The 21,559-nt window shown below is 67.5% G+C and carries 16 protein-coding genes; 9 read left to right on the top strand and 7 right to left on the bottom strand.

Annotated elements, in window-relative coordinates; all coding sequences use genetic code 11:
- Window positions 1-408: 408 nt before the first annotated feature.
- Window positions 409-1,665 carry an aspartate--tRNA(Asn) ligase gene (gene aspS / locus IEY99_RS33235; protein WP_189208089.1) on the bottom strand — a complete coding sequence of 419 codons (1,257 nt, stop codon included), beginning with the start codon at window positions 1,663-1,665 and terminating at the stop codon, window positions 409-411.
- A gap of 327 nt (window positions 1,666-1,992) precedes the next feature.
- Between aspS and lipA the strand changes: the two genes are divergently transcribed.
- The 5 genes from lipA (at window position 1,993) to IEY99_RS33210 (ending at window position 6,720) form a co-directional block, all read left to right on the top strand.
- A complete protein-coding gene (gene lipA / locus IEY99_RS33230) occupies window positions 1,993-2,937 on the top strand; it encodes a lipoyl synthase (protein WP_373293490.1) in 945 nt (314 codons plus the stop codon).
- Window positions 2,938-2,968: 31 nt separating this feature from the next.
- Complete coding sequence (locus IEY99_RS33225; RefSeq protein ID WP_189208088.1) at window positions 2,969-3,661, top strand: DUF4191 domain-containing protein; 693 nt, start codon at window positions 2,969-2,971, stop codon at window positions 3,659-3,661.
- A 77-nt stretch (window positions 3,662-3,738) separates the two neighbouring features.
- A complete protein-coding gene (locus IEY99_RS33220) occupies window positions 3,739-5,463 on the top strand; it encodes a pentapeptide repeat-containing protein (RefSeq protein WP_189208087.1) in 1,725 nt (574 codons plus the stop codon).
- A gap of 126 nt (window positions 5,464-5,589) precedes the next feature.
- Window positions 5,590-6,120 (top strand): hypothetical protein, encoded by a 531-nt coding sequence (locus IEY99_RS33215; protein ID WP_189208086.1) that lies wholly within the window; start codon window positions 5,590-5,592, stop codon window positions 6,118-6,120.
- Window positions 6,121-6,132: 12 nt separating this feature from the next.
- Window positions 6,133-6,720, top strand: coding sequence for a DUF6346 domain-containing protein (locus IEY99_RS33210; protein ID WP_189208085.1), 588 nt, complete (start codon window positions 6,133-6,135; stop codon window positions 6,718-6,720).
- A 66-nt stretch (window positions 6,721-6,786) separates the two neighbouring features.
- Here the strand turns inward: IEY99_RS33210 and IEY99_RS33205 are convergent, their stop codons facing one another.
- The 3 genes from IEY99_RS33205 to IEY99_RS33195 are packed head-to-tail and all read right to left on the bottom strand — an operon-like array spanning window position 6,787 to window position 8,483.
- Window positions 6,787-7,071 carry a hypothetical protein gene (locus IEY99_RS33205; RefSeq protein WP_189208084.1) on the bottom strand — a complete coding sequence of 95 codons (285 nt, stop codon included), beginning with the start codon at window positions 7,069-7,071 and terminating at the stop codon, window positions 6,787-6,789.
- On the bottom strand, window positions 7,068-7,361 hold the full coding sequence (locus IEY99_RS33200) for a hypothetical protein (protein ID WP_189208083.1): 294 nt from the start codon (window positions 7,359-7,361) through the stop codon (window positions 7,068-7,070). Before IEY99_RS33200 ends, IEY99_RS33205 begins: the two co-directional genes overlap by 4 nt.
- A 27-nt stretch (window positions 7,362-7,388) precedes the next feature.
- Window positions 7,389-8,483, bottom strand: coding sequence for a hypothetical protein (locus IEY99_RS33195; RefSeq protein WP_189208082.1), 1,095 nt, complete (start codon window positions 8,481-8,483; stop codon window positions 7,389-7,391).
- Between the two features lie 474 nt (window positions 8,484-8,957).
- Between IEY99_RS33195 and IEY99_RS33190 the strand changes: the two genes are divergently transcribed.
- The 4 genes from IEY99_RS33190 to IEY99_RS33175 all read left to right on the top strand — a co-directional run bounded on the left by IEY99_RS33190 (window position 8,958) and on the right by IEY99_RS33175 (window position 13,825).
- Window positions 8,958-9,536 carry a matrixin family metalloprotease gene (locus tag IEY99_RS33190; protein ID WP_189208081.1) on the top strand — a complete coding sequence of 193 codons (579 nt, stop codon included), beginning with the start codon at window positions 8,958-8,960 and terminating at the stop codon, window positions 9,534-9,536.
- A gap of 21 nt (window positions 9,537-9,557) precedes the next feature.
- Window positions 9,558-10,115, top strand: coding sequence for a hypothetical protein (locus IEY99_RS33185; RefSeq protein ID WP_189208080.1), 558 nt, complete (start codon window positions 9,558-9,560; stop codon window positions 10,113-10,115).
- A 911-nt stretch (window positions 10,116-11,026) separates the two neighbouring features.
- A complete protein-coding gene (locus IEY99_RS33180; protein ID WP_189208079.1) occupies window positions 11,027-11,773 on the top strand; it encodes a DUF6193 family natural product biosynthesis protein in 747 nt (248 codons plus the stop codon).
- A 345-nt stretch (window positions 11,774-12,118) separates the two neighbouring features.
- Window positions 12,119-13,825, top strand: coding sequence for an IS481 family transposase (locus IEY99_RS33175; protein WP_229799491.1), 1,707 nt, complete (start codon window positions 12,119-12,121; stop codon window positions 13,823-13,825).
- Between the two features lie 205 nt (window positions 13,826-14,030).
- Here the strand turns inward: IEY99_RS33175 and IEY99_RS35345 are convergent, their stop codons facing one another.
- The 3 genes from IEY99_RS35345 to IEY99_RS33160 form a co-directional block, all read right to left on the bottom strand.
- The gene (locus IEY99_RS35345) at window positions 14,031-14,270 is read right to left on the bottom strand and encodes a transposase (RefSeq protein WP_189208078.1); all 240 of its coding nucleotides are present in this window, start codon (window positions 14,268-14,270) and stop codon (window positions 14,031-14,033) included.
- Between the two features lie 197 nt (window positions 14,271-14,467).
- Entirely contained in the window at window positions 14,468-14,968 is a 501-nt protein-coding gene (locus IEY99_RS33165; RefSeq protein WP_189208077.1) for a DUF4265 domain-containing protein, read from the bottom strand.
- A 2-nt stretch (window positions 14,969-14,970) separates the two neighbouring features.
- Window positions 14,971-21,513: a polymorphic toxin-type HINT domain-containing protein gene (locus IEY99_RS33160; protein ID WP_189208076.1), complete on the bottom strand. Its 6,543-nt coding sequence runs from the start codon at window positions 21,511-21,513 to the stop codon at window positions 14,971-14,973.
- Window positions 21,514-21,559: the final 46 nt, after the last annotated feature.

Below are 21,559 nucleotides of genomic sequence, written 5' to 3'. Positions count from 1 at the left end.
ATCTACCGACGCCTCGAAACCACACCGTCAACCTCTTGACCGGTCATAGGAGCGTCCACCCCACCCCCCGACGAACCGAGCCGGGCTGGGTCGGGCCGGGCTGGGCCGGGCTGGGCCGGGCTGGGCCGGGCCGCGCTGGGCCGGGCCGGGCCGGGCTGGGTCGGGCCGGGCTGGGCTGGGCCGGGCTGGGCTGGGCCGGACGCGAAACGGCGCGACAAACCGCGCGACGAATCGGACGCGACAAACCGGAGCGCGACCAGGCGCGCCGGCGGCAAGGCCGCCGGCGCGCCTGCGTCAGCTCAGCGACCACCCCGTCCCGGCCGGCGGCAGCGTGACCAGGCCGGGACGGCACATGCGCGGCGTGTGCCACGTGCGCTTTCTGTGGCCGTACTTATAAAAGCGAAAAGATCACGGCCCCACCCTCCCCACGTCGCGGGGAAACGCCGTCACCTCCCGGACGTTGGCCGCCCCCGTGAGCCGGGCCACGAACCGCTCCAGGCCGATCGCGAAACCCCCGTGCGGCGGCATGCCGTAGCGGAACCCGTCGAGATACCCCGCGATCGTCTCCGGCTGCGGCGCCACCGCCAGATAGTCCTCGTGACGATGCAGCCGCTGCCCGCCCGTCACCAGCTCGAGCCCGCGGAACAGCAGGTCGAAGCTGTTGCTCCAGCGCGGGTCGGACGGCTGCGGATGCGTGTAGAACGGGCGTTTCGCCATCGGGTAGCCGGTGACGAAGACGAACTCGGAGCCGTGTTCGCGCCGCGCCCACTCCCCCAGTTCGCGCTCGTGGGCCGGCGCCAGGTCCGGTTCGTCCGGCGCGGCACCGACCAGGCGCAGCGCGTCGGCGAAGTGCACGGACGGGATCTCGGCCGGCACCTCCGGCACGGCCAGGCCGGTCCGCTCGGCGACGGCTTCGGTCATGCCGGCCACGACCGTGGTGAGCAGCGCCATCACGTCGCGGTGGTCGGCGATGAAGCCGAGCTCCGCGTCGAGCGAGGTGTACTGCGCCAGGTGCCGCGAGGTGTCGTGCGGCTCGGCGCGGAACACCGGGCCGACCTCGTAGACCCGTTCGAAGACGCCGACCATCAGCTGCTTGTAGAACTGCGGCGACTGGGCGAGGTAGGCCGACCGGCCGAAATAGTCGAGCGCGAACACGTTCGCGCCGGACTCGGTCGCCGTACCGACGATCTTCGGCGTGTGGATCTCGACGAACCGCTGCCGGTCCAGCGCCGCCCGGAAGCCCGCGGTGGCCGCGGCCGACGCCCGCAGCGCGAGCGCCCGGGACGGATGCCGCAGGGCCAGGGCGGCATGGTCGAGCTGCGTGGCCAGGGTCGCGCTCAGCGCGGGGCGGTGCAGTTCGAAGGGCAACGGTACGGGCACAGCGCCGCTCAGCCGCCGCAGGGAAGGCTCGGTGAGCTCGACCCCGGCCGGCGCCGCCGCGTTCGCGGTGACCGTGGCCGTGACCTCGACGACGGTCTCCTCGGTCAGCTCCTCGAGCTGGGCCCGGACGCCCTCGTCGGTGACCACGACCTGGCTGAGCCCGGCGGCGTCCCGGACGATCAGGAAGGCGACCGACTTGAGCAGCCGGCGGCGGTGTACCCAGCCGGCCACGGTGACGGTCTGCTTCTCGTGGGCGGCCAGGTCGGTGGAGAGGATGCGTTGCATGGCGGGCGACCTCCTCTGGTGTCTGCAACGCGGCCCCAGGGAGGTGTGGGCGAGCGGGATCCTCGCGGTGCCACCACACCTTCGCGCCCGGACGACCGGGCGCCTCTTGTCGTGCTGCGGCTCGGGAGTGTCTTCGCGCCCCGGCGCCGGGCCACCTTTCCAGCTGCCGGTGGCTCTCTTCGCCGGCGGATCGGAGCGTTACTTGGTTCCGTCGTCGCCGTGAGCGCGAGGTTAACACTGAGGCCGCTGGGGCTCGCGGGATTATCGTGAGCGCGCTCACAGATTCGCCTACGTGAGCCTCGTCGCCCCTACTCCGGTTGATCTTGCATTCGGCGTAACCTCAGGGTCGTGACTATTGCTCCCGAGGGCCGCCGCATGCTGCGCATCGAGGCACGCAACGCCGAGACTCCCATCGAGCGGAAGCCGCCGTGGATCAAGGTCAAGGCCAAGATGGGCCCGGAATACACGCACATGCGCGGGCTGGTGCAGAAGGAGGGCCTGCACACGGTCTGCCAGGAGGCCGGCTGTCCCAACATCTACGAATGCTGGGAAGACCGTGAGGCCACCTTCCTCATCGGCGGCGACCAGTGCACCCGGCGGTGCGACTTCTGTCAGATCGACACCGGCAAGCCCGCCGAGTTCGACGCCGACGAGCCGCGCCGGGTGGGCGAGTCCGTCGCCACCATGGGCCTGAAGTACGCCACCGTCACCGGCGTGGCCCGCGACGACCTGCCCGACGGCGGCGCGTGGCTCTACGCCGAGACCGTGCGCCAGATCCACAAGCTGCAGCCGGGCTGCGGCGTGGAGCTGCTGATCCCCGACTTCAACGCCGAGCCCGACCAGCTCGCCGAGGTCTTCGGCGCGGCGCCCGAGGTGCTGGCCCACAACGTCGAGACCGTGCCGCGCATCTTCAAGCGGATCCGGCCGGCCTTCCGCTACGAACGCTCGCTGGACGTCATCACCCAGGCCCGCGCGGCCGGCCTGGTCACCAAGTCCAACCTGATCCTCGGCATGGGCGAGGAGCGCGCCGAGGTCTCCCAGGCCCTGCGCGACCTGCACGCCGCCGGCTGCGAGCTGATCACCATCACGCAGTATCTGCGGCCCACCCCGCGCCACCACCCGGTGGAGCGCTGGGTGAAGCCCGAGGAGTTCGTCGAGCTGCGCGAGGAGGCCGAGCAGATCGGCTTCGCCGGCGTCATGTCCGGGCCGCTGGTCCGCTCGTCCTACCGGGCGGGCCGCCTCTACCGCCAGGCCCTGGAGGCCCGCGGCTGACGGGCGGGCTCCGGCCCTTACACTTTCGGGTATGGCAAAACCCCAGGAGAAGGTGTCGTTCCGCGAGCGCCTGAAGCAGATCGGCCAGGTCTTCGCGTTCACGGCACGGCAGGACAAATGGTTCGTCCCGCTGGTCATCGCCGCGGCGCTGATCCCCCTGGCGATCACCGTACTGTTCGTCCTCCTGGACTTCGGCTGGGTCTGGATCCCGATCGGCATCATGGTCACCCTGCTGGCCGTGCTGATCGTGCTGAACCTGCGCTCCAACGCGGCCATGATGAACGCCGCCGAGGGCCAGCCCGGCGCCGCCGCCTCGATCATGGAGAACATGCGCGGCGACTGGCGCGTACGCCCCGCCGCCAGCTCCACCACCCAGTTCGACATGGTCCACATCGTCATCGGCCGCCCCGGCGTGATCCTCCTCGGCGAGGGCCAGGCGCAGCGCGTGCGCACCCTGCTCGGCCAGGAGAAGCGCCGCCTCTCCAAGGTCATCGGCAACGCCCCGATGTACGACTACGTGATCGGCGGCCAGGAGGGCGAGCTCTCCATCCGCAAGCTGCGGACGACCATGATGAAGCTGCCCCGCAACCTGACGGGCAAGGACGTCAACGCGCTGGACAAGCGCCTCGGCGCCCTGCTGGCCCGCCCCCAGATGCCGAAGGGCGCCATCCCGAAGAACATGCGGCCGAGCAAGGGCGCGTTCCGCCAGCAGCGCCCCCGCTGACCCGGCGCCCCTTACCGGGCGCCTCCCCGCACGGTCGCGTCAGGCGGCACGTTGTGCCCGTTTGAGACCATATGTCCGTGAGAGGTCGACGTTCCCCGGGCGCCGTCGACGATGCCGCGCCGCGCCCCCTCCGCTGGCCCTGGTTCCTCTCCGACCAGGGGCTGCTGACCGCGGCGTGCGTGGTCGTCGGCGTCGGGATCGTGGCCTCGGTCATGATGCTGCTGATCGCCACCGACGTCCGCGGGCCCGACCGGGCCAAACTTCAGATCGAGGCCATCAAGTACGGGCTCGGCTTCGTCGCCGCCGGCGGGGCGGCGGCCGCCTTGCTGCTGGCCGTACGCCGGCAGCGGCTGTCGGAGCACACCCACGAGCTCGAGCTGCGCAAACACGCGCACACCGAGGCCGACGCCACGGAACGCCGGGTCACCGACCTCTACACCAAGGCGGCCGAGCAGCTGGGCTCCACCGACGCCGCCGTCCGGCTCGCCGGCCTCTACGCCCTGGAACGCCTCGCGCAGAACAATCCGGCCCAGCGGCAGACGATCGTCAACGTGCTCTGCGCCTACCTGCGGATGCCGTACACGCCCCCGCCGGCGCCGGCGCCGCTCGCGAGCCGGACCCCGGCGCCGCCGAACGAGCTCCCGTTGCCCGCACCGGTCAGCGCGACGGCCGACGCCCGCACCGCTCATCAGGAACTGCAGGTCCGTCTGACCGCGCAGCGGATCCTCACCGCCCACCTGCGGCTACCCGCGGACCTCGAACCCCAGCAGGCCGCAGCGGTGGCACCCGACCCGTGCCAGACGTTCTGGCCCGCAATGGACCTGGACCTCACCGGCGCCACCCTGATGGCCTGGGACGTGGACCAGGCTCACGTCCACCACGCCGCCTTCGCCGCGGCGACCTTCCACGGACCCGCGTCGTTCGCCAACGCCAGCTTCACCGGCACCGCCCGCTTCGGCGGCGCAGAGTTCACCGGCGACGCCCGTTTCGCCGAGGCCATCTTCGCGGACCAGGCGGACTTCGACGCGGCGACCGTGGCGGGCGTGGCCGAGTTCACCCAGGCGGTGTTCGCCGAGGACGTCGGCTTCCGGCACGCCACCTTCCAGGGCGTCGCCGACTTCGCGGAGGCCACCTTCTCCGGCGGCGCCTGGTTCCGGGACGCGACGTTCCACGTCAACGCCGAGTTCCGGGGAGCGGCCTTCGGTCTCGAGGCGGACTTCCGCCAGGCCACGTTCGAGGAGAACGCCGGCTTCCGCGACGTCGTCTTCTCGGCCAAGGCCGACTTCGACCGCGCGACCTTCTCCGGCGGCGGCTGGTTCGGCGAGGCCACGTTCTGCGGCAACGCCTGGTTCCGCAAGACCCGGTTCCGCGACGTCGCCTGGTTCGGCAAGGCACACTTCGGCGCCGACGCCCGCTTCAGAACCGCCGCCTTCGCCGGCGACACCGCATTCCGCACCGCCACCTTCGACGGCATCGCGGAGTTCAGCCGGGCCTCCTTCGCCGCGGAGGCGGTGTTCGACGAGGCGACCTTCGCGGCGAGCGCCTGGTTCGGCGAGGGCAACTTCGCCGGGCGAACCAGCTTCCACACCACGACCTTCGCGGACGCGGCCTGGTTCAGCGACACCATCTTCCTGGGCGACACCGGCTTCGCCGAGGCCCGCTTCGCCGCGGGCGCGGCCCTGGAGGAGGCCCGCGTGCTGCCCCGCGAGGACCGCAACGACACCTGGCCGCGAGGATGGTGGCTGGTGCCCGGGACAGAGTTCGGACGGCTGCTGCACTCGCCGGCGGACACAGCAGGCTAACGGCCGACGGGCGGATCTTGCATATGGCCTGCGTACGTCTAGACTCCTGCGTTCATGTCTCGGGGAGGGCGCAGTGCCGACAGATCCGCAAAGCGTGCTTTCCGACTGGGAAAGCCGGGTGGAGCAGTGGCCCACGCCGAGTCGGTGCAGGCCCTCGGCGTGATCGCCGACGCCATGAGCAAGGCGACCACCATCGTCGGCGCGATGGTCGGCGTCATCCGCAACACCATCCGTGACATCGTGGCCGAGGTCGTCGGCGCCTGCATCTCGAAGGCGATCCAGGCCGCCACGGTGGTCCTGATCCCGAAGGTCGCCGCGGAGGTCGCCATCCTGGTCGGCAAGGCCAGCACCCAGATCCTCGACGTGTTGAAGCGGCTCTTCACCGCCATCAGAAACATGTCCATGATCACCAAGCAGTGCGACGACATCCTCCGGCAGATCGGACAGGCCAGCCGTGACACGCTGCGTCTGGATGCCTTCCGTACGCCAGCAGTGGTCGAGAGCGCGCCTGCCTGGAAGGGCTTCCGGCAGGACAATGTGGTGGTCAATACCGCGCGGAGCGCCGGGCAGACGAACACCTCACAGAACAGTGGGCAGTCGGGAGATACGCTGCGGGACGACAACCCGTCCCCGAAGCCGATCGATCTTCCGCTCTGACAGGAGGCCCCCATGGACTCTTGGCGGGAGCGGGCTGCCGAACGGCTCGCCGAGATCAGGGAACAAGAGCGAGAGCTCGACGAGATCAGGGAACGAGAGCGAGAGCTCGACCGAAAGACCGCTGATCCGGAGGCCGGCACCGCGGTCGGGTTCGTCCGCTCGTTCCTGGCCATCGCCGCCATTCTGGTCCTGGGGTTCGGCCTGCTCGGACTGGCGGTGACACTGAACCGGCTCGCCGGCGAGGACATGGCCGACGCCAAGCGCGAGGGCGAGGCGACCGTCAGTTACTGCGTCACACACGGGCCGATCACCACCCGCGGCTTCGGGTCCTGGGCCAGCTGCGAGGCGCAGATGACCTGGGCCGACGGCCAGGTGGAACGGGCAACCGTCGGCGACGTGTTCACGTCGGCGGACATCGGCGCCACCGTCCGCGTCGGCGATCTCGGCAGCCACCGTGGCAGCAGGCTGCTGGCCCGCGCCGACCAGACGCCGAAGCCATGGCTGGCCTGGCTCAGCTACGGAGTCGGCGTCGTCGCCATGGTGCCCACCTTCGTCGGCGTGCTGCTCCTGCGCGAGCTCCTGCGTTTCCGCAAGAGGTAGAGCGGCGGACCCGACCTGAGGACTTGGCGCCGGACAATGGCGTAGGGCCGTCGGGGACACGGCCCGCTAGAGGGTGTCTCTCACCCAGCTGACGCCGCAGGAAAGCACAATGAACACGAGCACCGTGCCGATGCGGAGCCACGGCACATCCGAAATCTTTCGATCGAAACCGATCGACAGGCTGGTGCCGAGGCACAGGACGAACATGAGGCAGAGGAAGACGGTCAGCGCGTTCTCCGCCGTACTGTCGACGTTCCAGTAAGCCCAGGCACCGAGGGCGGTCGCTCCCAGCAACAGCGCGGAGATGACAGCCAGTGGCACGGCGATCCGCCAGCGCTGGAACGGCGTCACGAGTCCCCGCCGTCCGCGTCGGCCGCGCTCTCGCGGCGGAGTCGGTGTGCGGCCTGCTCGATGTCGGCACGCTGCTCCGGGGACATGCGGCTCTGCTCGTCCTGCGCGGCCTGAGCCGCCGCGGCCAGGGCCTCGCTGTGCCAGGAGTTGTCCGCCGCGGCTCGCAGACTCGCCTCGCCGCTCAGCACCGTGCGGGCGAGGGAGCCGAGCGCGTCGTCCTTGCCGCGGGTAGCGGCGAGGTGACGCAGCACGGAACGGGCGAGCGGGTCATGCGTGATATCGCCGGTCATGAGCGAGTGCGGTCCCTTTCGGAGGGCTCAGTAGCCGGCTGGGTGCCGGTAGGGCTGAACGGTCGGTAGGTCCTTCACAGCGAGGGTGGCCTTGATACCGGTGATGGAGCCACCGATCAGTTTGAGTAGATCCTCGGCGTTGCCATAGAACTTGGAAATCTCTTTGTAGAGGTCGTACGCCTGCCACGTGTAGTACGCGGCAACACCGTACCCGGCGATCGGACCGACGACGGTCTCGATGGTGGCCGTGCCGATGGCCGCCGAGGCGTTGATGATGATGAGAACGTCGAGGAGGTCGCTGATCAGGCCGCTCACCACGTCGAACAGCTTCTTGACCGCCTCGGCGGCCTGCATGTAGAGGTCGTTGTACTGTCGGCACGCGCTCTGCAGGTTCATGGCGGCGGCCCCGAGGGCGACCTGGAATTCCTGCTCGGCCTCGGCGGCCTTGCCGCGCCAGACCGACGGTACGTCGGCGGCCGTGGCGATGAGGTTGCGGCCGATGTCGTGTGCGGCGGCGCCGGCGAGACCCATCGCGTTGCCGCAGTGCACATAGGCCTTCCAGTCGCCGCTGAACTGCGAAGCCCACCCCTCGAAGGGGTCGTAGCTGAACAGCCAGATGCTGACCTGCCGCAGCCATGCCGACGGACTGATCAGGTCGGCCATGGGATTGATCGACCACATCTCGATGCCGATCGCATATTCCGGATTCCGCAGGTGCGCGGTCGGTTCCGCGATGTCGGCGAACGCCGAACGATAGCCCTGCAGATCGGGACGTCCCTGGCTCAGCGTCCCGCGCAGGGCGGTGGCGTCCTTGGGGCCGGGATATCCGGCATCCACCCGAGCGGCTGCGTCCTGGTCGGTACGAGCGTAGTCACGCTGGGCCGCGTTGATCTGGGTACCGGCGCCTCCGGCGATCTCTGCGAGCCGGGTGAGAGCGCCGGTGACCTCCTCGTACGCATGCTTGTGCGGAGAGATGAGGCGCATGATGAGGCCGACGTCGGAGAAGCTCAGGTCGCAGTGCTTCTTGGTGTAGTCCAGCGTGTCGGCGGCGTCTCCCGAAGCACGGGCGAGCACGTTGTAGAGGCTGTTCAGCCCGGCGGCATCGACGTAGAACTCGCTCATGATCCCCCGCGTTGATCGAGTGACGAAGCCGCACGATAGAGGGCCGGATCATGAGCCCGCAATCTGACGTACGGCCCCCGCTTTCCGCGGGAGATCGCGGGACGGTTCTCCACCAGCGGTGGCTGTCGTTCGACAGACCGGCTGGCGTGCCGGATTGTTCGGCGACGTAGCCCGGAGTGACCGACCGTGATGGAGACGTGTCGCGCGATGGTTCATGCACCTGCGCTGGAAACGATGGTCGGAGTCAACCGGCACATTCGACTCCTGAAGAATCCGCGTCAACTGCCGTTCGATCTCCACCGAAATGGCTTTATTTGTGCATCCGTTCGGATACCCACTTTTGCGAGGTCCGGTTCCAGCTCATTCGTCCTGTTGCTCGTGAACGATCTGTTGGATACGGTGCTGACGCCATCGTGGCGACATCATCGGGGGAGGTTCGTTTTGCGCGACAGGTCCAGACGTTTCATAGGTGCGATGCTCGTCGTGACCGCATCAGCGGGTGCGGCAGTCGCGAGCGCTTCGCCGGCCGCGGCCTGGGAGCCGATCGGCTGCAAATACAACGCTTCGGGCAACTCGCTGAAGTGGCAGAATGTGAGCTCGAGTAACGCATACTCCAACCCTGCCGAGTGGAGCATCATCGCTTGGAACTCGTCGTCGACGCAAATCCAGTTCACCAAGGTCAGCTCGGGAGCGAACCTCCGCATCACCGATGGGAACTTCGGCAACGTGATTTTCGATGGAGTTCTGCTCGACGCCAGCGGAGTTCATCCAGACAATGACAACCCGTTGCACACCTGTCAGAACGGCTTCTGGTCGCAGACCAACACCGCCTGGTCCAATCGTTACCACACTGACAGTTATCCGGGAGCCAAGAAGCAGAGTGTGATCGTTCACGAGATTGGACATGCTCTGGGCCTCTGGCACCGAGAAAGGCCTACCGGGCCCTGTTCCGATGTCAGCGTGATGCATGGCGACACGGGGCGTCGCTACGACGTCTGCGGCGTCAATACCGTGACGCCCGACGACAGACTCGGCGCCAACTCGCTCTACTGATGCGGTCCAGAAGGAGACTAGATGTTCACCCGTAAGATCGCATTGTTGGTGGCCGCGACCGTCGGCATCACCGGATGCAGCGTAGGGCGCACACAGGATGCCCCGGTTCCACCGGCCGAGCCGAAGAAGGCCGAGCTTCACGTAAGTCGTGCCAAGGATTACACGACGATGGCTCAGTTGAAGCGCGACAGCACCGCCATCCTCATGGGTACAGCGGGCGCCTCTTCGGTCGAAGAAACGGCCGGAATACAATTCACGGTCACCCAGTTCACGGTGAACAAGGTCATGTGGGGAAGCGTTCCGTCGGGAACTGTCGCGATCAGGCAGCTCGGCGGCCCCGCGGCCGACTCTGAAGACACCTCGGTGCTTCTGTCCGAAGGATCGCGGTATGTCGTCTTCCTCAAGCCGTTCGAGATGACACCTGGCGTCGCAACCGGACAGTACATCGTCACCGGCGACAGAGGCCTGTACCAGCTCGACGGCAAGGGACGCCAATACACCTTCAAAGGTGGTTCCGAGTCGTCGCTTCCTTCTTCGATTTCTACGGACAGCGCCGACACGGGGCAGTTCCTGAAGTAGCTGCGTCGCTCTTGGGGCGCGGCGACCTGGTTGCTGAATCGACCGCCGCGCCCCTCTCCCTCTCCCGTTTCGACAACGTCGCGCCTGCCGTTTGCCGACAGACCCAGGCCGTCCGTCAAGCCCGTGCGACCCCGGTACGGGATGAGTGACCGACTGAGTGACCACCGGCGTGCGCAGCTCCGGACGGCATGGACGTCGACGGATTAGTTACGCAAAACGGCGGCCATGGCGGCTAGGAGCCGAGCATGACCGCCGTTCTTCGCGCGGTACCCGAGGTCGGATCAGCGGGCGCTTCTTCGATCAGACGTTGTAGTACATCTCGAATCAAACGCGCTGTAGCGTTGACCTGCACGAGGGCTAGAAATCTGAGGGCTGACCTGCTTCAACGCTGGCCGCTGGTTCTCATTGTCTTCCACTCGTTTTGCGGCGGAGTTGTCGCGTGGTTGTCGCGATCGATCTTGGTCGCAATGCATCGGACAGTGAATCTGCGACCCCTCGGCCCCCAGGATGGTCAACACGCTCCGTTGACCAGCACAGGCGTGCGAATGTGCTGGTCACGCTTGGTGGTGCTCGTATGTCTTATGTGGGTCGGCAGGGTACGGAAATCAAGATCGTCTCCCAGGCTTCTCCCAACGAGCGGGGTGGCTTCTGCCTGTGCGGGCATCCCGTCGCGCAAGCCTCGCTCGGCCGGGCCGCGCCTGCCCGGTCAAGGTGGAGCGCCCCACCGGACGAACGACCTTGACCGGGCAGGCGCGGGCTGGTTGCCTCCGGTGTGCGCTGGGTTGACGTTCAGGTGCAGGCATCCCGGAGTCGCCGGGTCCAGGGGCGGAGCCCCGGCCGCCGGAGGCCCGTCCCGGGTCGTAGGGCCGGAGGCCCTACCCGCCGGAGGCGAATACGGCAGACTCGCTGCTGTGACGAGTTACCCTGATCCAGCCGACCTGTATCCCGATGTGGCCGCGATGGGCAGTCTCGCCGCAGCGCTGCAGGCAGCGGCGGCCGAACACGGGCTTTCGCTGGGCCAGGTGGTCGCCGACGAGAGGCAGCCGCTGTATTACGCCGGCGTCACCAGCGCGACCCCGTTGCGCAAGGATCTTGGCGTTACCGCCGGAGCGGTCGAGCGTTGTTGGGTGATCACCGGTTGGGGTCAAGGCATCTGGCTGATCGGCGGCTCCACGCAACATCTGACCGATGTCGCCCGGGCGGCGCAGCTGTGGCGCGACGGGGTACCGCTACGCGACATCGAGCAGGCGGTGCCGTTTGTGGAGCTGCCACGACTCGCCGAAGCTGCCGAACAAGGGCCGGCGCAGGTCGTAGCGACCCAGTGGCAGCTCTTGCGTGAGGCCGCTGACCAGGCACCCTGGCCAGAATACCGAGAGCTGCTCGACGCGGCCTACGCCGAGCCGAAGCTGCGCCAGCTATACCCCTACACGAGCCACTGGGCCCTGAAGTTCTCGACTACTACGGGGTACCCGTTTTCCCCCAACGCGGTGTGCGTGGAGACGCAGAATGGTCAGTTCGTGGTGAGGACCTCATGGGATGGCGTTGTCCTCGGCCAGCCCACCACCGCCGAGGAGGCCGTTTCGCTGGTCTTGTCCCGGCTGCCCAGCGATGTCGGGCCCGCGACGGCAGGGCCATACCCGTACGGGGACGAGTCCTAATAGGCTGACGCCCTTTGCACGTGAGCCCCGGTCGCCGCGGCGAACGAGCGACCGGGGCTTCGGCGTGTCCACCGGACGCCGCGGTGTTTGCTGCCGGCTCGCGCCGAGAGCGAAGCGGCAAGGCGCGAGCCGGCAAGCGGATCGGACCGCGTGGCGGCCCGGAGGGCTGCCTTGAAGACGTATAGAAAGTTCTCACGGGAATGATGTCGATCGTGATGTCCCGTCACGGCTGATGCTTGACAGTCGCGTCCCACCTGATGCTTGACATGATCACCGTTTGGCTTCCTGATCACGTGTTGTTGCGGCAGCGCGGGGTCTGGGGGCCGGGGATTGGCACTGGTGGCAATGTCGATCGTGGTACAGCGGTATCAGGCCGTGCTGGCGGTCCTGGCCGGGGATCCGGTCGTGGAGGTGGCCGGCAAGGTCGGAGTGTCGCGGCAGAGCGTGCATGCCTGGCTGCGCCGTTATGCCGACGAGGGTCTGGCCGGTTTGCAGGACCGGTCGCATCGCCCGGACAGCTGTGCTCATCAGGCATTGCCGCAGGTGGAGGCGTTGGTGTGTGAGCTGCGCCGGCATCACCCGAAGTGGGGGTCTCGGCGGATCGCGTTCGAGTTGGGCCGCAATGGCTGCCCCGGCGATGTGATGCCGTCACGGATGACGGTCTATCGGATCCTGATTCGTCATGGGCTGATGACTCCGGCCAAACGGCGCCGGGGCCGCAAGGACTATCTGCGCTGGGAACGCGATCGGCCGATGGAACTCTGGCAGATGGACATCGTCGGTGGGATCTTCCTGACCGACGGGACCGAGGCCAAGGTCGTCACCGGCGTCGACGACCACTCCCGGTTCTGCGTGATCGCCTCGGTGGTGCGCCGGGCCACCGGCCGCGCGGTCTGTCTCGCCTTCGCCGAAGCGCTGTTCGAGTTCGGGGTGCCCGAGGAGGTGCTGACCGACAACGGCAAGCAGTTCACCGCCCGCTTCGGTAACGGTGGCGAGGTGATGTTCGACCGGATCTGCCGGGAGAACGGCATCGTGCACCGCCTCACCCAGCCCGCGACACCGACGACCACCGGCAAGGTGGAACGCTTCCACCAGAGGTTGCGGCGGGAGCTGCTGGATGACGTCGCGCTCTGGCCGGATCTGGACAGTGTGCAGGCGGCGATCGACGTGTTCCGTCACGAGTACAACACCGACCGGCCGCATCAGTCGCTGGACATGGCGTTTCCCGCCACCCGATTCCGGCCTGCCGAACCCGGCGTGATGCCCCTCAAGCTGCCCGCCTCGCTCACGACACCAGGCGAACCGGCCCTGCCGCCGGTGCCGCTGCTGGTGAGCGCACCCGCGGTGACGTCCTGGTCCGGCGACGCGGTGGAATTCGACCGGGTCGTGCCACCGTCGGGCAATCTGCAGGTGGCCGGGAAACAGTTCTGGCTCGGCCCGAACCAGTCCGGGATCACGGTGACGTTCTGGGCCGACACCGACGTCATCCACCTGCTGATCGGCGGCGCCCGGATCAAATCAGTGCGGTCGCACCTGTCCGTCGCCGACCTCACCGGCCTGCTGCGTCAGGGCGGGCGCCCGGCCGGTCCGCCACCGCTGCCCCCGGCCGAGCATGGTGACGCGGTCGAGGTGGACCGGAGCGTGAACCGGGCCGGCAGCGTGTCGCTGGGTCAGCATCTGGTCCTGGCCGCGGAGATCCTCGGCGGGCGCCGGGTCGGGATCCGCATCGAAGCGGCGACGCTGAGCTTCTTCGACCTCGACACCCGTCACCTGCTGCGGACCCGGCCGAACCCGCTGACCCCGGCCGACATCAGCCGGCTCCGTGGCGTGCGCCCGGCCGGCCCGCCGCCGCAACCCGCGACCGCCGCAGTGCCTGTTCAGCGGCGGGCGTCGAACTCCGGCGTGGTCATGGTCGTCGGGCAGAAAGTCGCTCTCGGCCGCGCCCACGCCGGCAAGACCGTCACGATCGAGGTCACCGACACCGACCTGACCATCCACACCGACGCCGGACCCCGCACCGTGCGACGCACCAACGACCAGCCGATCCGGTAACCTCAAAGCCAGCCGACCCCGCAAGGTCAGCACCGAAACCTAGACCAACCGTCAAGCAACAGCTGGGACGCAAACGTCAAGCATCAGGTGGGACTAGACATGATGTCGATCGTGACCTCGGTGACCGCGTCTGACCCCTAGTGCTCACCGGCTTAGTGGCTGCCGTCCATCACCGCCCGCGACCAGTCGATCCCGCCAGCGGCGGTCAGTTCGGCGAGCAGCAGCCGGTGCAGCCGATCGAACACTGCAGCTCGGTCCAGCGCTTCAAGCGCCGCCAGCGCGTCATGCCGGAGCCGAAGCCGAGTTCTTGAGACATGTCCTCGCAGCCGATGCTGGCGTACAACACCAACAAGAGGCCGTGCAGGCAGAACCGGTCCGGCACCGGCCGTGGCCGCGGCGCCCTATCCGCCACGGGTTGCAACAGCGGCTCGATGCGATCCCACAACGCGCCATCGATGCCACCAACGCTCGATGCAACGCTGATTCACGAGTCCGTTTTAGCAGCTCTTAGCACTCAGTACAGATCGACCGCGGGTGGGCGCCGGTTCTCGCAGCGCGATCGGCTCGCTCGCTCTTTCGGGGCCCAGTTTCTTGATATCGGGTCCGTTGCCAATTGCGTGATCCACACCGCGCGCCTCACATTCATGCGCTCGAAGGCGGCAATTGCTGTTGATGGATCGAGGAAATTGCCGCCTCCTGCAGTCCCACTAATCCGTCGTTCTTCATTTCGACAAGCCGGGATCTGAGCGCAACGTAGTTCACAGACGGGGGTATGTCTACCGCCATGTAGTTGGGCGAGTCGCTGAACTCCCACGAGCAGCCGGACTCCATAAGCATCTGCTCCACGAGAGCCTCGGCGCGTGATTCCATTAAAATGATGCGGATTGTTGAATGCCCGGACCCTTCCACGAAGCTCTCGAAAACTACTTCACGGCGCTCATGGTCGGGTACCACCCTGATGATGTCGCCGTACGACACGCCTCTCACGTAGAAAGGAATGTTCAAAACTCGAAGATGCAGCTTGACTTGCGTCTTCGCGGCCCAAAGACGTTCCGTGGAGAAAGGAGGCCAATCATCCCGTTCTCGTGGAAGGTCGAACGTGACCTTGAAACGCCTTTCCTCACTTGCAGTCGATTCACTCATCTTCAGTCCAGAAGGTCTCTAAGCTCGGCATCCCACTTCCAGAGGGGCTTCGTCGATTTGTGGCGGTTGCATCTCCGGCAGGAAACGGCTCCATTGTGAGATCCTCCGTGACCTCCCAGTACGCGCGGTTCCCTGTGGTCAATCTGCGCATCATCGGGCTTCCCGGGGACGCCTCTCGTGGAGGGCCGGCGAACCACAGTAATATTGCAGTATTCACATTTTAGAATGCCGCCGTTCTTCTTCAGGTTGGCCTCGTAGACCTTCTCTCTTTCCGCATCGGTGAAGTCCAGTCCTTCTCGATCACAGTTGTGCACAAGTACCGGGGTTTTGTCGGCGAGTACATAGTACGTGTGGATGTCGGCGACGGTGAGGTTGTACATCGTGCGGCGACCGTCGAAGGAGCGCACATCTATGACGCGCTGCAGGGTGTTGTCGGCTGCGAGCAGGCTTGCAGCCGTGGTCAGCTCCCCAGCGCCGACCCACTCGTCGGTGGACTGATCCCAGAAGGGGTGTTCCTGAGTGGTCCGGATGAGCGCCTGCTTTCCGTCTGACGTGCGAACGGTCAGGTTTGTGAACTTGCGGTCGTCGTTGATGTGGGTGGCGGTAACCTCGCGACCCTCAGTGCGACTGGTTTTCGGATCGGTGGCGAGTACCTTGTCGCCGACTTTGATGTCGGCGATCTTCTTGCTGCTGCCATCGGCCATCAGGACCCGCGTGTCCGGGGTGAAGCTATTGCCCGAACAGTCGTCGCTGGATGGATCCTCTCTGTCTGGCTTGGGCTTCTTCGGTGCCGGTTTGGCATTGGGTTTGGGTTTCGCAGGATTTTTGGGGCGCTGGTTTGCAACCTTCCTGCCACCAGACTTTTTCCCGCCGGCCCCCTTGGTGGAACTCTTGGGTCGGCTCTGTGGCTTGGCTTTGCTGCCTCCAGCCCTGGGCCCCCTGACGATCTTCTTTGGAGGCTTGGGCGTGGATCGCCTGGAGGCGCGGGAGCGTCCGAATACCTTCTCGTTGTGCGCGTCTCGTGATTCAGAGCGGCTGAACCTCGGGGTGACCGTCTTGCCAGGCTTTGCTTTGGCGTTTGAACCGCGGCCCTTCGAGCTGCTGCCCTTAGAAGTGCGCCTGAAGATGTTGTTCCAGCTGGGCATGGCAACGCGGGGTACTGCTGCGAGTCCGCCGCCTCCGCCGCCGGCGCGGGGGTCGAATGCGAGTCCGTCGGGGTCGGAGAAGCTGATGGGGTTGTTGTTGGCGTAGGCGTAGGCGTGCAGGGTCTGTGGGTCGCCGGGGGTGGTGAGGGGGTCGACGGAGATGAAGCGGCCGGTGGTGGGGTCGTATTCGCGGGCGCCGAGGTGGGTCAGGCCGGTGGGGTCGGTGGTGCCGCCGACGAAGCCTTTGCGGTCGGGCCAGATCGCGGCCGGTCCGCGGGCTTCGCCGAAGGGGGTGGTCCGGCGGCGGGTGGAGGTGAGGGTGGCGGCGTTGATGGCGAGTTGTCCGGTGCCGTGGTGGTCGCTGATCATCCAGGTCAGGCCGTCGGCGGAGGTGCGGACGGCGTCGCCGTAGTAGCGGGTGCCGGTGGCTTTGCCGGTGGTGTCGACGCGGATTTCGCTGTGACCGAGTTCGAGGGTTACCGCGGTGGGGTCGATGGTGATGAGCCGGGTGCCGTCGGCGTCGTAGGTGTAGTAGTGGGTGCCGCTGGCCGCGGTAGCGAGGCTGGAGAGCAGTCCTTCGGCGTCGAAGGTGTAGGTGTCGGTGCCGGCGGTCGTGGTGCGGGTTTTGAGGTAGCCGCCGGGGTCGTAGGTGTAGGAGGTGGCCGGGCCGCCACCGCGGGTTTCGCGGCGGGTCAGGGTGTGCGGCTGCGCAGCCCCGGCGGCCGGGGTGGTGTAGTCGCGGATGGTGTCACCGGCCGGGCTGTGGCGGGTGTCGGTCTTGCGGTTGCCGACGAGGTCGTAGGTGAACGACTGCCAGTACGCATCCGGTCCACTGACCGCGGCCTGGGTGGGGCTGGTTTGGCAGGTCGCGGCGGTGGTGGTCCAGGCCTCGGTGAGGCGGCGCAGGTAGTCCTGCTGGAAGCACTGCTGGGTGACGGTGGTGTTCCCGGCGGCTTCGTTGACTTCGTTGATCGCGGTGATGTTGCCGCTGGGGTCGAAGCTGTAACGCTCGGTGAGCTTCTCGTCGAAGCTGTCGGCCGCTCCCGGCCGTTCGGTGGATACCTGCGCCTTGGTGCGCCGCAGGGTGGAGTCCTCGTAGCTGTCGATGAGGCGCACGCGTTTGCCGCCGCTGCCGAGCAGGCGCTGAGTGACGCCACCGTGCCAGGCGTAGGTGGCCGACGCGAGGTAGGTGTCGGTGCCTGCCAGGCTGGCGAGGTCACCGGCGTCGGTGTAAGTGGGCGTAACGGTCTCGGCGGGCAGGTCCGCGACCGCCGGGTACTTCACCGAGGCCGGGGAGCCGTCCGGGTGGTAGGTGTAGCCGGTGGTGTAGGTGCCGCTGATTCCTCGATGCCCCTCCGGAATCGTGACGGTGGAGCCGGTGGGGTCGTACAGGTCGGTGTAGCCAGTAACGGACTTGGTGTACTGCTTGTCACCGATATGGCGTACCGCGGAGGTGAGCTCGCCCTTGGCGAGGGTGTCGTAGGTCCACGTCGCGCGAAGGGGTCCGGTCGCGTGGGCGTCACGCAGCTCGGTGACACGGCCGAGTGCGTCGTATTTGCGCCACAGCTTCTTGCCGCGCCCGTCGGTGGTGGCGGTGAGCTGGTCGGCGTCGTCGTACTCGTTGACCACGGTGCCGGCGTCGGGGTCGGTGCCGCCGGTCAGCCGGCCGCGCAGGTCATAGGTGCGGGTCCATTTGTTGCCGGCCGGGTCGGTGATGGAGGTGAGCTGTCCGAGCCGGTCGTAGCCGTAGTTGGTGATGTCGACCGGGTCCTGCGCGCCCGGGCCGCGGTGTTGCTGCAGCCGGGTGACATCACCGGTGACGTCGAGATACGTCGTGGTCTTGGTGCCGCCGGTCGGCGGGGTCACGGTGACCCGATCACCGCCGTACGCCGTTGTAGTGGCCCACTTCTTGGCATTGCGCGACCACAGCGCGGTCTCGGTCGGGCGTTCCAGGGCGTCGTACGTCGACCGTTCCTGAATGTCGACCGCGGCGTCGTCGAACGTCGCCAGGGTGCCGGTGGGTCCGGAGGCGTTGTTGTAGAACTGGGTTTCGGCGCTGACCAGCCCGCGTGCGTCGTAGCGCAGGTCGGAGATCACCCGCTTGCCGTCGGGTGCGGTGCTCTGCTGCTGACGCGGCCGCTCGAGACCGTCGTAGATTTCGTACGAGCTGATCTGGTTGCCGTTCGGGCCGAGCTCGCGGGTGCGGGTATGGCTGGGCCCGGCGGTGCCATTGACGGTGTAGTCGTACTGGGTGTTCGGTGTCTGGCTAGTGGTCCGTCCGGGCAGCCACAACTTTGTAAGCCGGCCCAGCGGGTCATACTCGGCCCGGGTGGTCTTGCCGTTCGGGTCGGTTTCGGTGGTGGCCTGACCCCGGACGTCAAGTTGAGTCGTCGTTGCGTGCTGGGCGGGGTTGGTTTCCGTCTCCGCCGTGACCGGCCCACCGGTGGCCGGGGTGTAGTCCGTCTTGGTGGTTCGGTTCAGCGCATCGGTCTCCGTACGGACGCGCCCGTACGCGTCGTAGGTGGCGGTACCGGCAGTGACCCAGTTGGCCGTGGTTCCGGTGTAGGAGGCCAGGTCGTCGGTGCGGGTGTCCAGTCCTCGCGTGGGTGCGGCGCCGAGGGTGGTGGAGCCGTCGTAGTAGGTGCGCTCCCCGGACAGCACGTCGGCGGGGCCGGGGTTGTCGGCGCAGTTGGTGACCAGGTCCTCGGCCGGGTAGTCGATCAGCCAGGCGGCCGGGTTGGTGTTGCGGGCATAGGTCGTGGTGGTGCAGGTGTCGTCGTCGGTCGGGCCGACGAGTCCGCGGTCGATTTCCTTGGTGACCTGGCCGTAGGTCGGGTCGTAGACGAACTCGACCTCGCGTTCCCGCCAGGTGCCCGAGGCGGGCAGGAACTCGAACGTCTCTTCCTTGGCGACGTCGGTGAAGTACGAGCGGGTGGTGGTGGGCTGGGCGTGCGCGGCCGCTTCCACCCGCTGTCCGGTCTGGTTCTGCCACGGGTGGAAGCGGTGCTTGAACAGCGGCGTGGTGGCGTCGGCGTCGTAGTCGACCTGTTCGAGCAGCTGGCCGGCCCGGTAGCCGTAGTCCGTCCACTCGGCGCCGTGCGAGTCGGTGATCGACGCCGTCCGGGCGGTCTCACCGGCGTCGGTGCGGTCGCCGTGCATGCCCCGGAAGTACCGGTATTCCGACCGGGTCCGGGTGCTGCCGGCCACGCCGGTGGTGATCGAGACGTTCGAGTAGCCCCGCCAGTCCGACCAGGTGCGCAGCGGCAGCGAGAGTCCCCACTTGTCGCTGTCGTTGTGATGCCACAACACGCTGGAGTCGGAACCGGTGGTGCTGTAGCCGTAGCTGTGCACAACGTCCGGTGATCCGCCGACGAGGTCGCGTTCGGTCACGCTGATGACCCGGTACTTGTTCCACCACGACCAGCCTCCCGGGGAGCCGGGCGGGGCGTAGTACTGCGGGAAACACCGCATCGAGTTGTTGTCCGGGTTCGGCAACGCAGTGGGCGAGCAGTTCGAGTCGCCATAGGCGATCTGCAGCTCGCCGCCGGTCTCCGAGGTGATCCGGGTGAGCCGGTACTTGTTCGACGTGGGCACGGCCGCCGCGGTGTTGTAGTCCGTGCGGTTCGGCTTGCGCGTACCGCCGAACTCGACCTTCGGCAAAGCCTGCGTACCGCCGGTACGGCCGGTACGGGTGATCGACGCAAGCCACAACGACGGATCGGTGCCGTCATTGGTCACCGGGAATTGATGCGTCAGCGCCCACTCGTCGACGGGCGTGTACGCGCCTGCCACCAGTACCGACGTGGTCACCTTCGCCAAACGCTTAGCGGTCCAGAACGACGGCGCCGGGTTGTTGTTGCACGGCGCCGCGTTGCACTGCAGATCCCACGGGGTGTCCGGCCAGTTCGCCGTGACCGGCGTGCTGCCGTTCCAGCAGGTGGCCAGGCACCGATCACCCGGCGTGAAGTCCACCTTCATCGGCGCTTTCGCGCTGGTCTCGCTGCCGGACCGGCTGCCGTAGTCGATGCGCGCGAGCCAGCCACCGCGGTCGTAGGCCGCCACGGTAGCGGTTCCCGCGAGCTTCGTGCGGCTGGTCTCCTTCTGGTACCAGTACGACATCGAGTTGCCGTCCGGGTCCACGACGTAGTCCAAGTTCCAGCGCCACGCCATCGCGCAGTACGAGCCGGCGAACCCGCCGGTCTTGTAACACGGCTCGCCAGTGCGGTTGGCGAACACCGGCACACCCCACACCGACGAGGTGACCGGCTGGCCCTCCTGCCAGCCCGGCAGCCGGCTCTTACCGAACCAGTACTGGGTGCCGTCCGGAGTGGTCAGCTTCCAATGCTCATTGTTGTAGAGGCCGGTGCCGCTGCCACCGGTGACCAGCTCCAGGTAGGAGCCGTCGTCCTCGGCCAGGCGCCACTTACCCGTCGCGTCGTCGAGCACCAGCTCGGTCGACTGGCCCCGCCACGACAGCACCGCGTTCTGATCCCGGTAGCACAGATCGTCGGTGGCGTTGGTGTACTGCGCGGTGGTCGCCCCGGTCACGTCGTCGCGGCACGCCCGGTACTGCCGCTCGATGAAGCCCGGCTCGAAATTCCAGCCTTCACCGATCCAGGACGGCTGCGCATTGTTCGCGTTCGTGCGCCCGTCGACCGCGCCGGAGCTGTAGCCCAGTGCCAGTTCCGGCTCCAGCTCGCCGGGGGCCGGCGGCACCTGCAACGGGTACGACCAGGAGAAGTCGCCGGACTGCTTACCCGCCGACCACGACGCCGCCTCGGTCAGACTGCTTCGGGCGAAGGTGCCGGTGTCCACACTGGCAGCGGCGGCGGTGACGGCCAGCACCATGGCCTGACCGTCCTTGGCCGGTGGCACCTGCGCATCGGCCACGACCGTCGACTTCGCCACGTCGTTCTTCGCCGGCACCGGGGTCGCGGCCTGGCACTGCTCTTTCGCCGGCGTCTGCACCGCACAGGCCGGAAGCTGTACCACCTGCATGCGTCGTGCCCAGTCGCCGCCGAACGCGTGCTGCAACGACGAGTAGTCGATCTCCACCGACATCGGCGCCTTCGCCGCCGTCTCGTCGGTCCGCGACAGGCGCAGCATCAATCCGGTCACCCCGGCAGCTGCCGCCTTGTCCCGGCCCAGCACCTCGGACTCCACCTGCGCGACCGGCTCGTCGGCGTTCAGGCGCGCAGCCGGTTTGCCGGCGGCTCGAGCTGATGCCGTCGCCGGGCGCCCGATACGGATGGGCTGCCCGGGCACCTCGACCAGACCCGAGTCCGGGATGGCCACCTCGGACTTGTCAGCCGCCGGCCACTGCACCGCAGGCGCCTTCCACAGGTCCACCTGCGACTCCGACACCTGCCCGTCACGCGTCTTGGCCTTACCAACCGCCACGGACCGGTTCCGGTCGACGCCCGGCGGCGGCTTCGGCTCCGCCTGA

The organism is Couchioplanes azureus (assembly GCF_014648355.1).
GTDB lineage: Bacteria > Actinomycetota > Actinomycetes > Mycobacteriales > Micromonosporaceae > Actinoplanes > Actinoplanes azureus.
This window is presented reverse-complemented; position numbering and strand designations above follow the sequence as displayed.

Coding starts and splice junctions, on each gene's coding strand:
- aspS (WP_189208089.1), bottom strand. CDS start 1,665: ATGCAACGCATCCTCTCCACCGACCTGGCCGCCCACGAGAAGCAGACC.
- IEY99_RS33225 (WP_189208088.1), top strand. CDS start 2,969: ATGGCAAAACCCCAGGAGAAGGTGTCGTTCCGCGAGCGCCTGAAGCAG.
- IEY99_RS33210 (WP_189208085.1), top strand. CDS start 6,133: ATGGACTCTTGGCGGGAGCGGGCTGCCGAACGGCTCGCCGAGATCAGG.
- IEY99_RS33200 (WP_189208083.1), bottom strand. CDS start 7,361: ATGACCGGCGATATCACGCATGACCCGCTCGCCCGTTCCGTGCTGCGT.
- IEY99_RS33195 (WP_189208082.1), bottom strand. CDS start 8,483: ATGAGCGAGTTCTACGTCGATGCCGCCGGGCTGAACAGCCTCTACAAC.
- IEY99_RS33190 (WP_189208081.1), top strand. CDS start 8,958: ATGCTCGTCGTGACCGCATCAGCGGGTGCGGCAGTCGCGAGCGCTTCG.
- IEY99_RS33185 (WP_189208080.1), top strand. CDS start 9,558: ATGTTCACCCGTAAGATCGCATTGTTGGTGGCCGCGACCGTCGGCATC.
- IEY99_RS33175 (WP_229799491.1), top strand. CDS start 12,119: ATGTCGATCGTGGTACAGCGGTATCAGGCCGTGCTGGCGGTCCTGGCC.
- IEY99_RS33165 (WP_189208077.1), bottom strand. CDS start 14,968: ATGAGTGAATCGACTGCAAGTGAGGAAAGGCGTTTCAAGGTCACGTTC.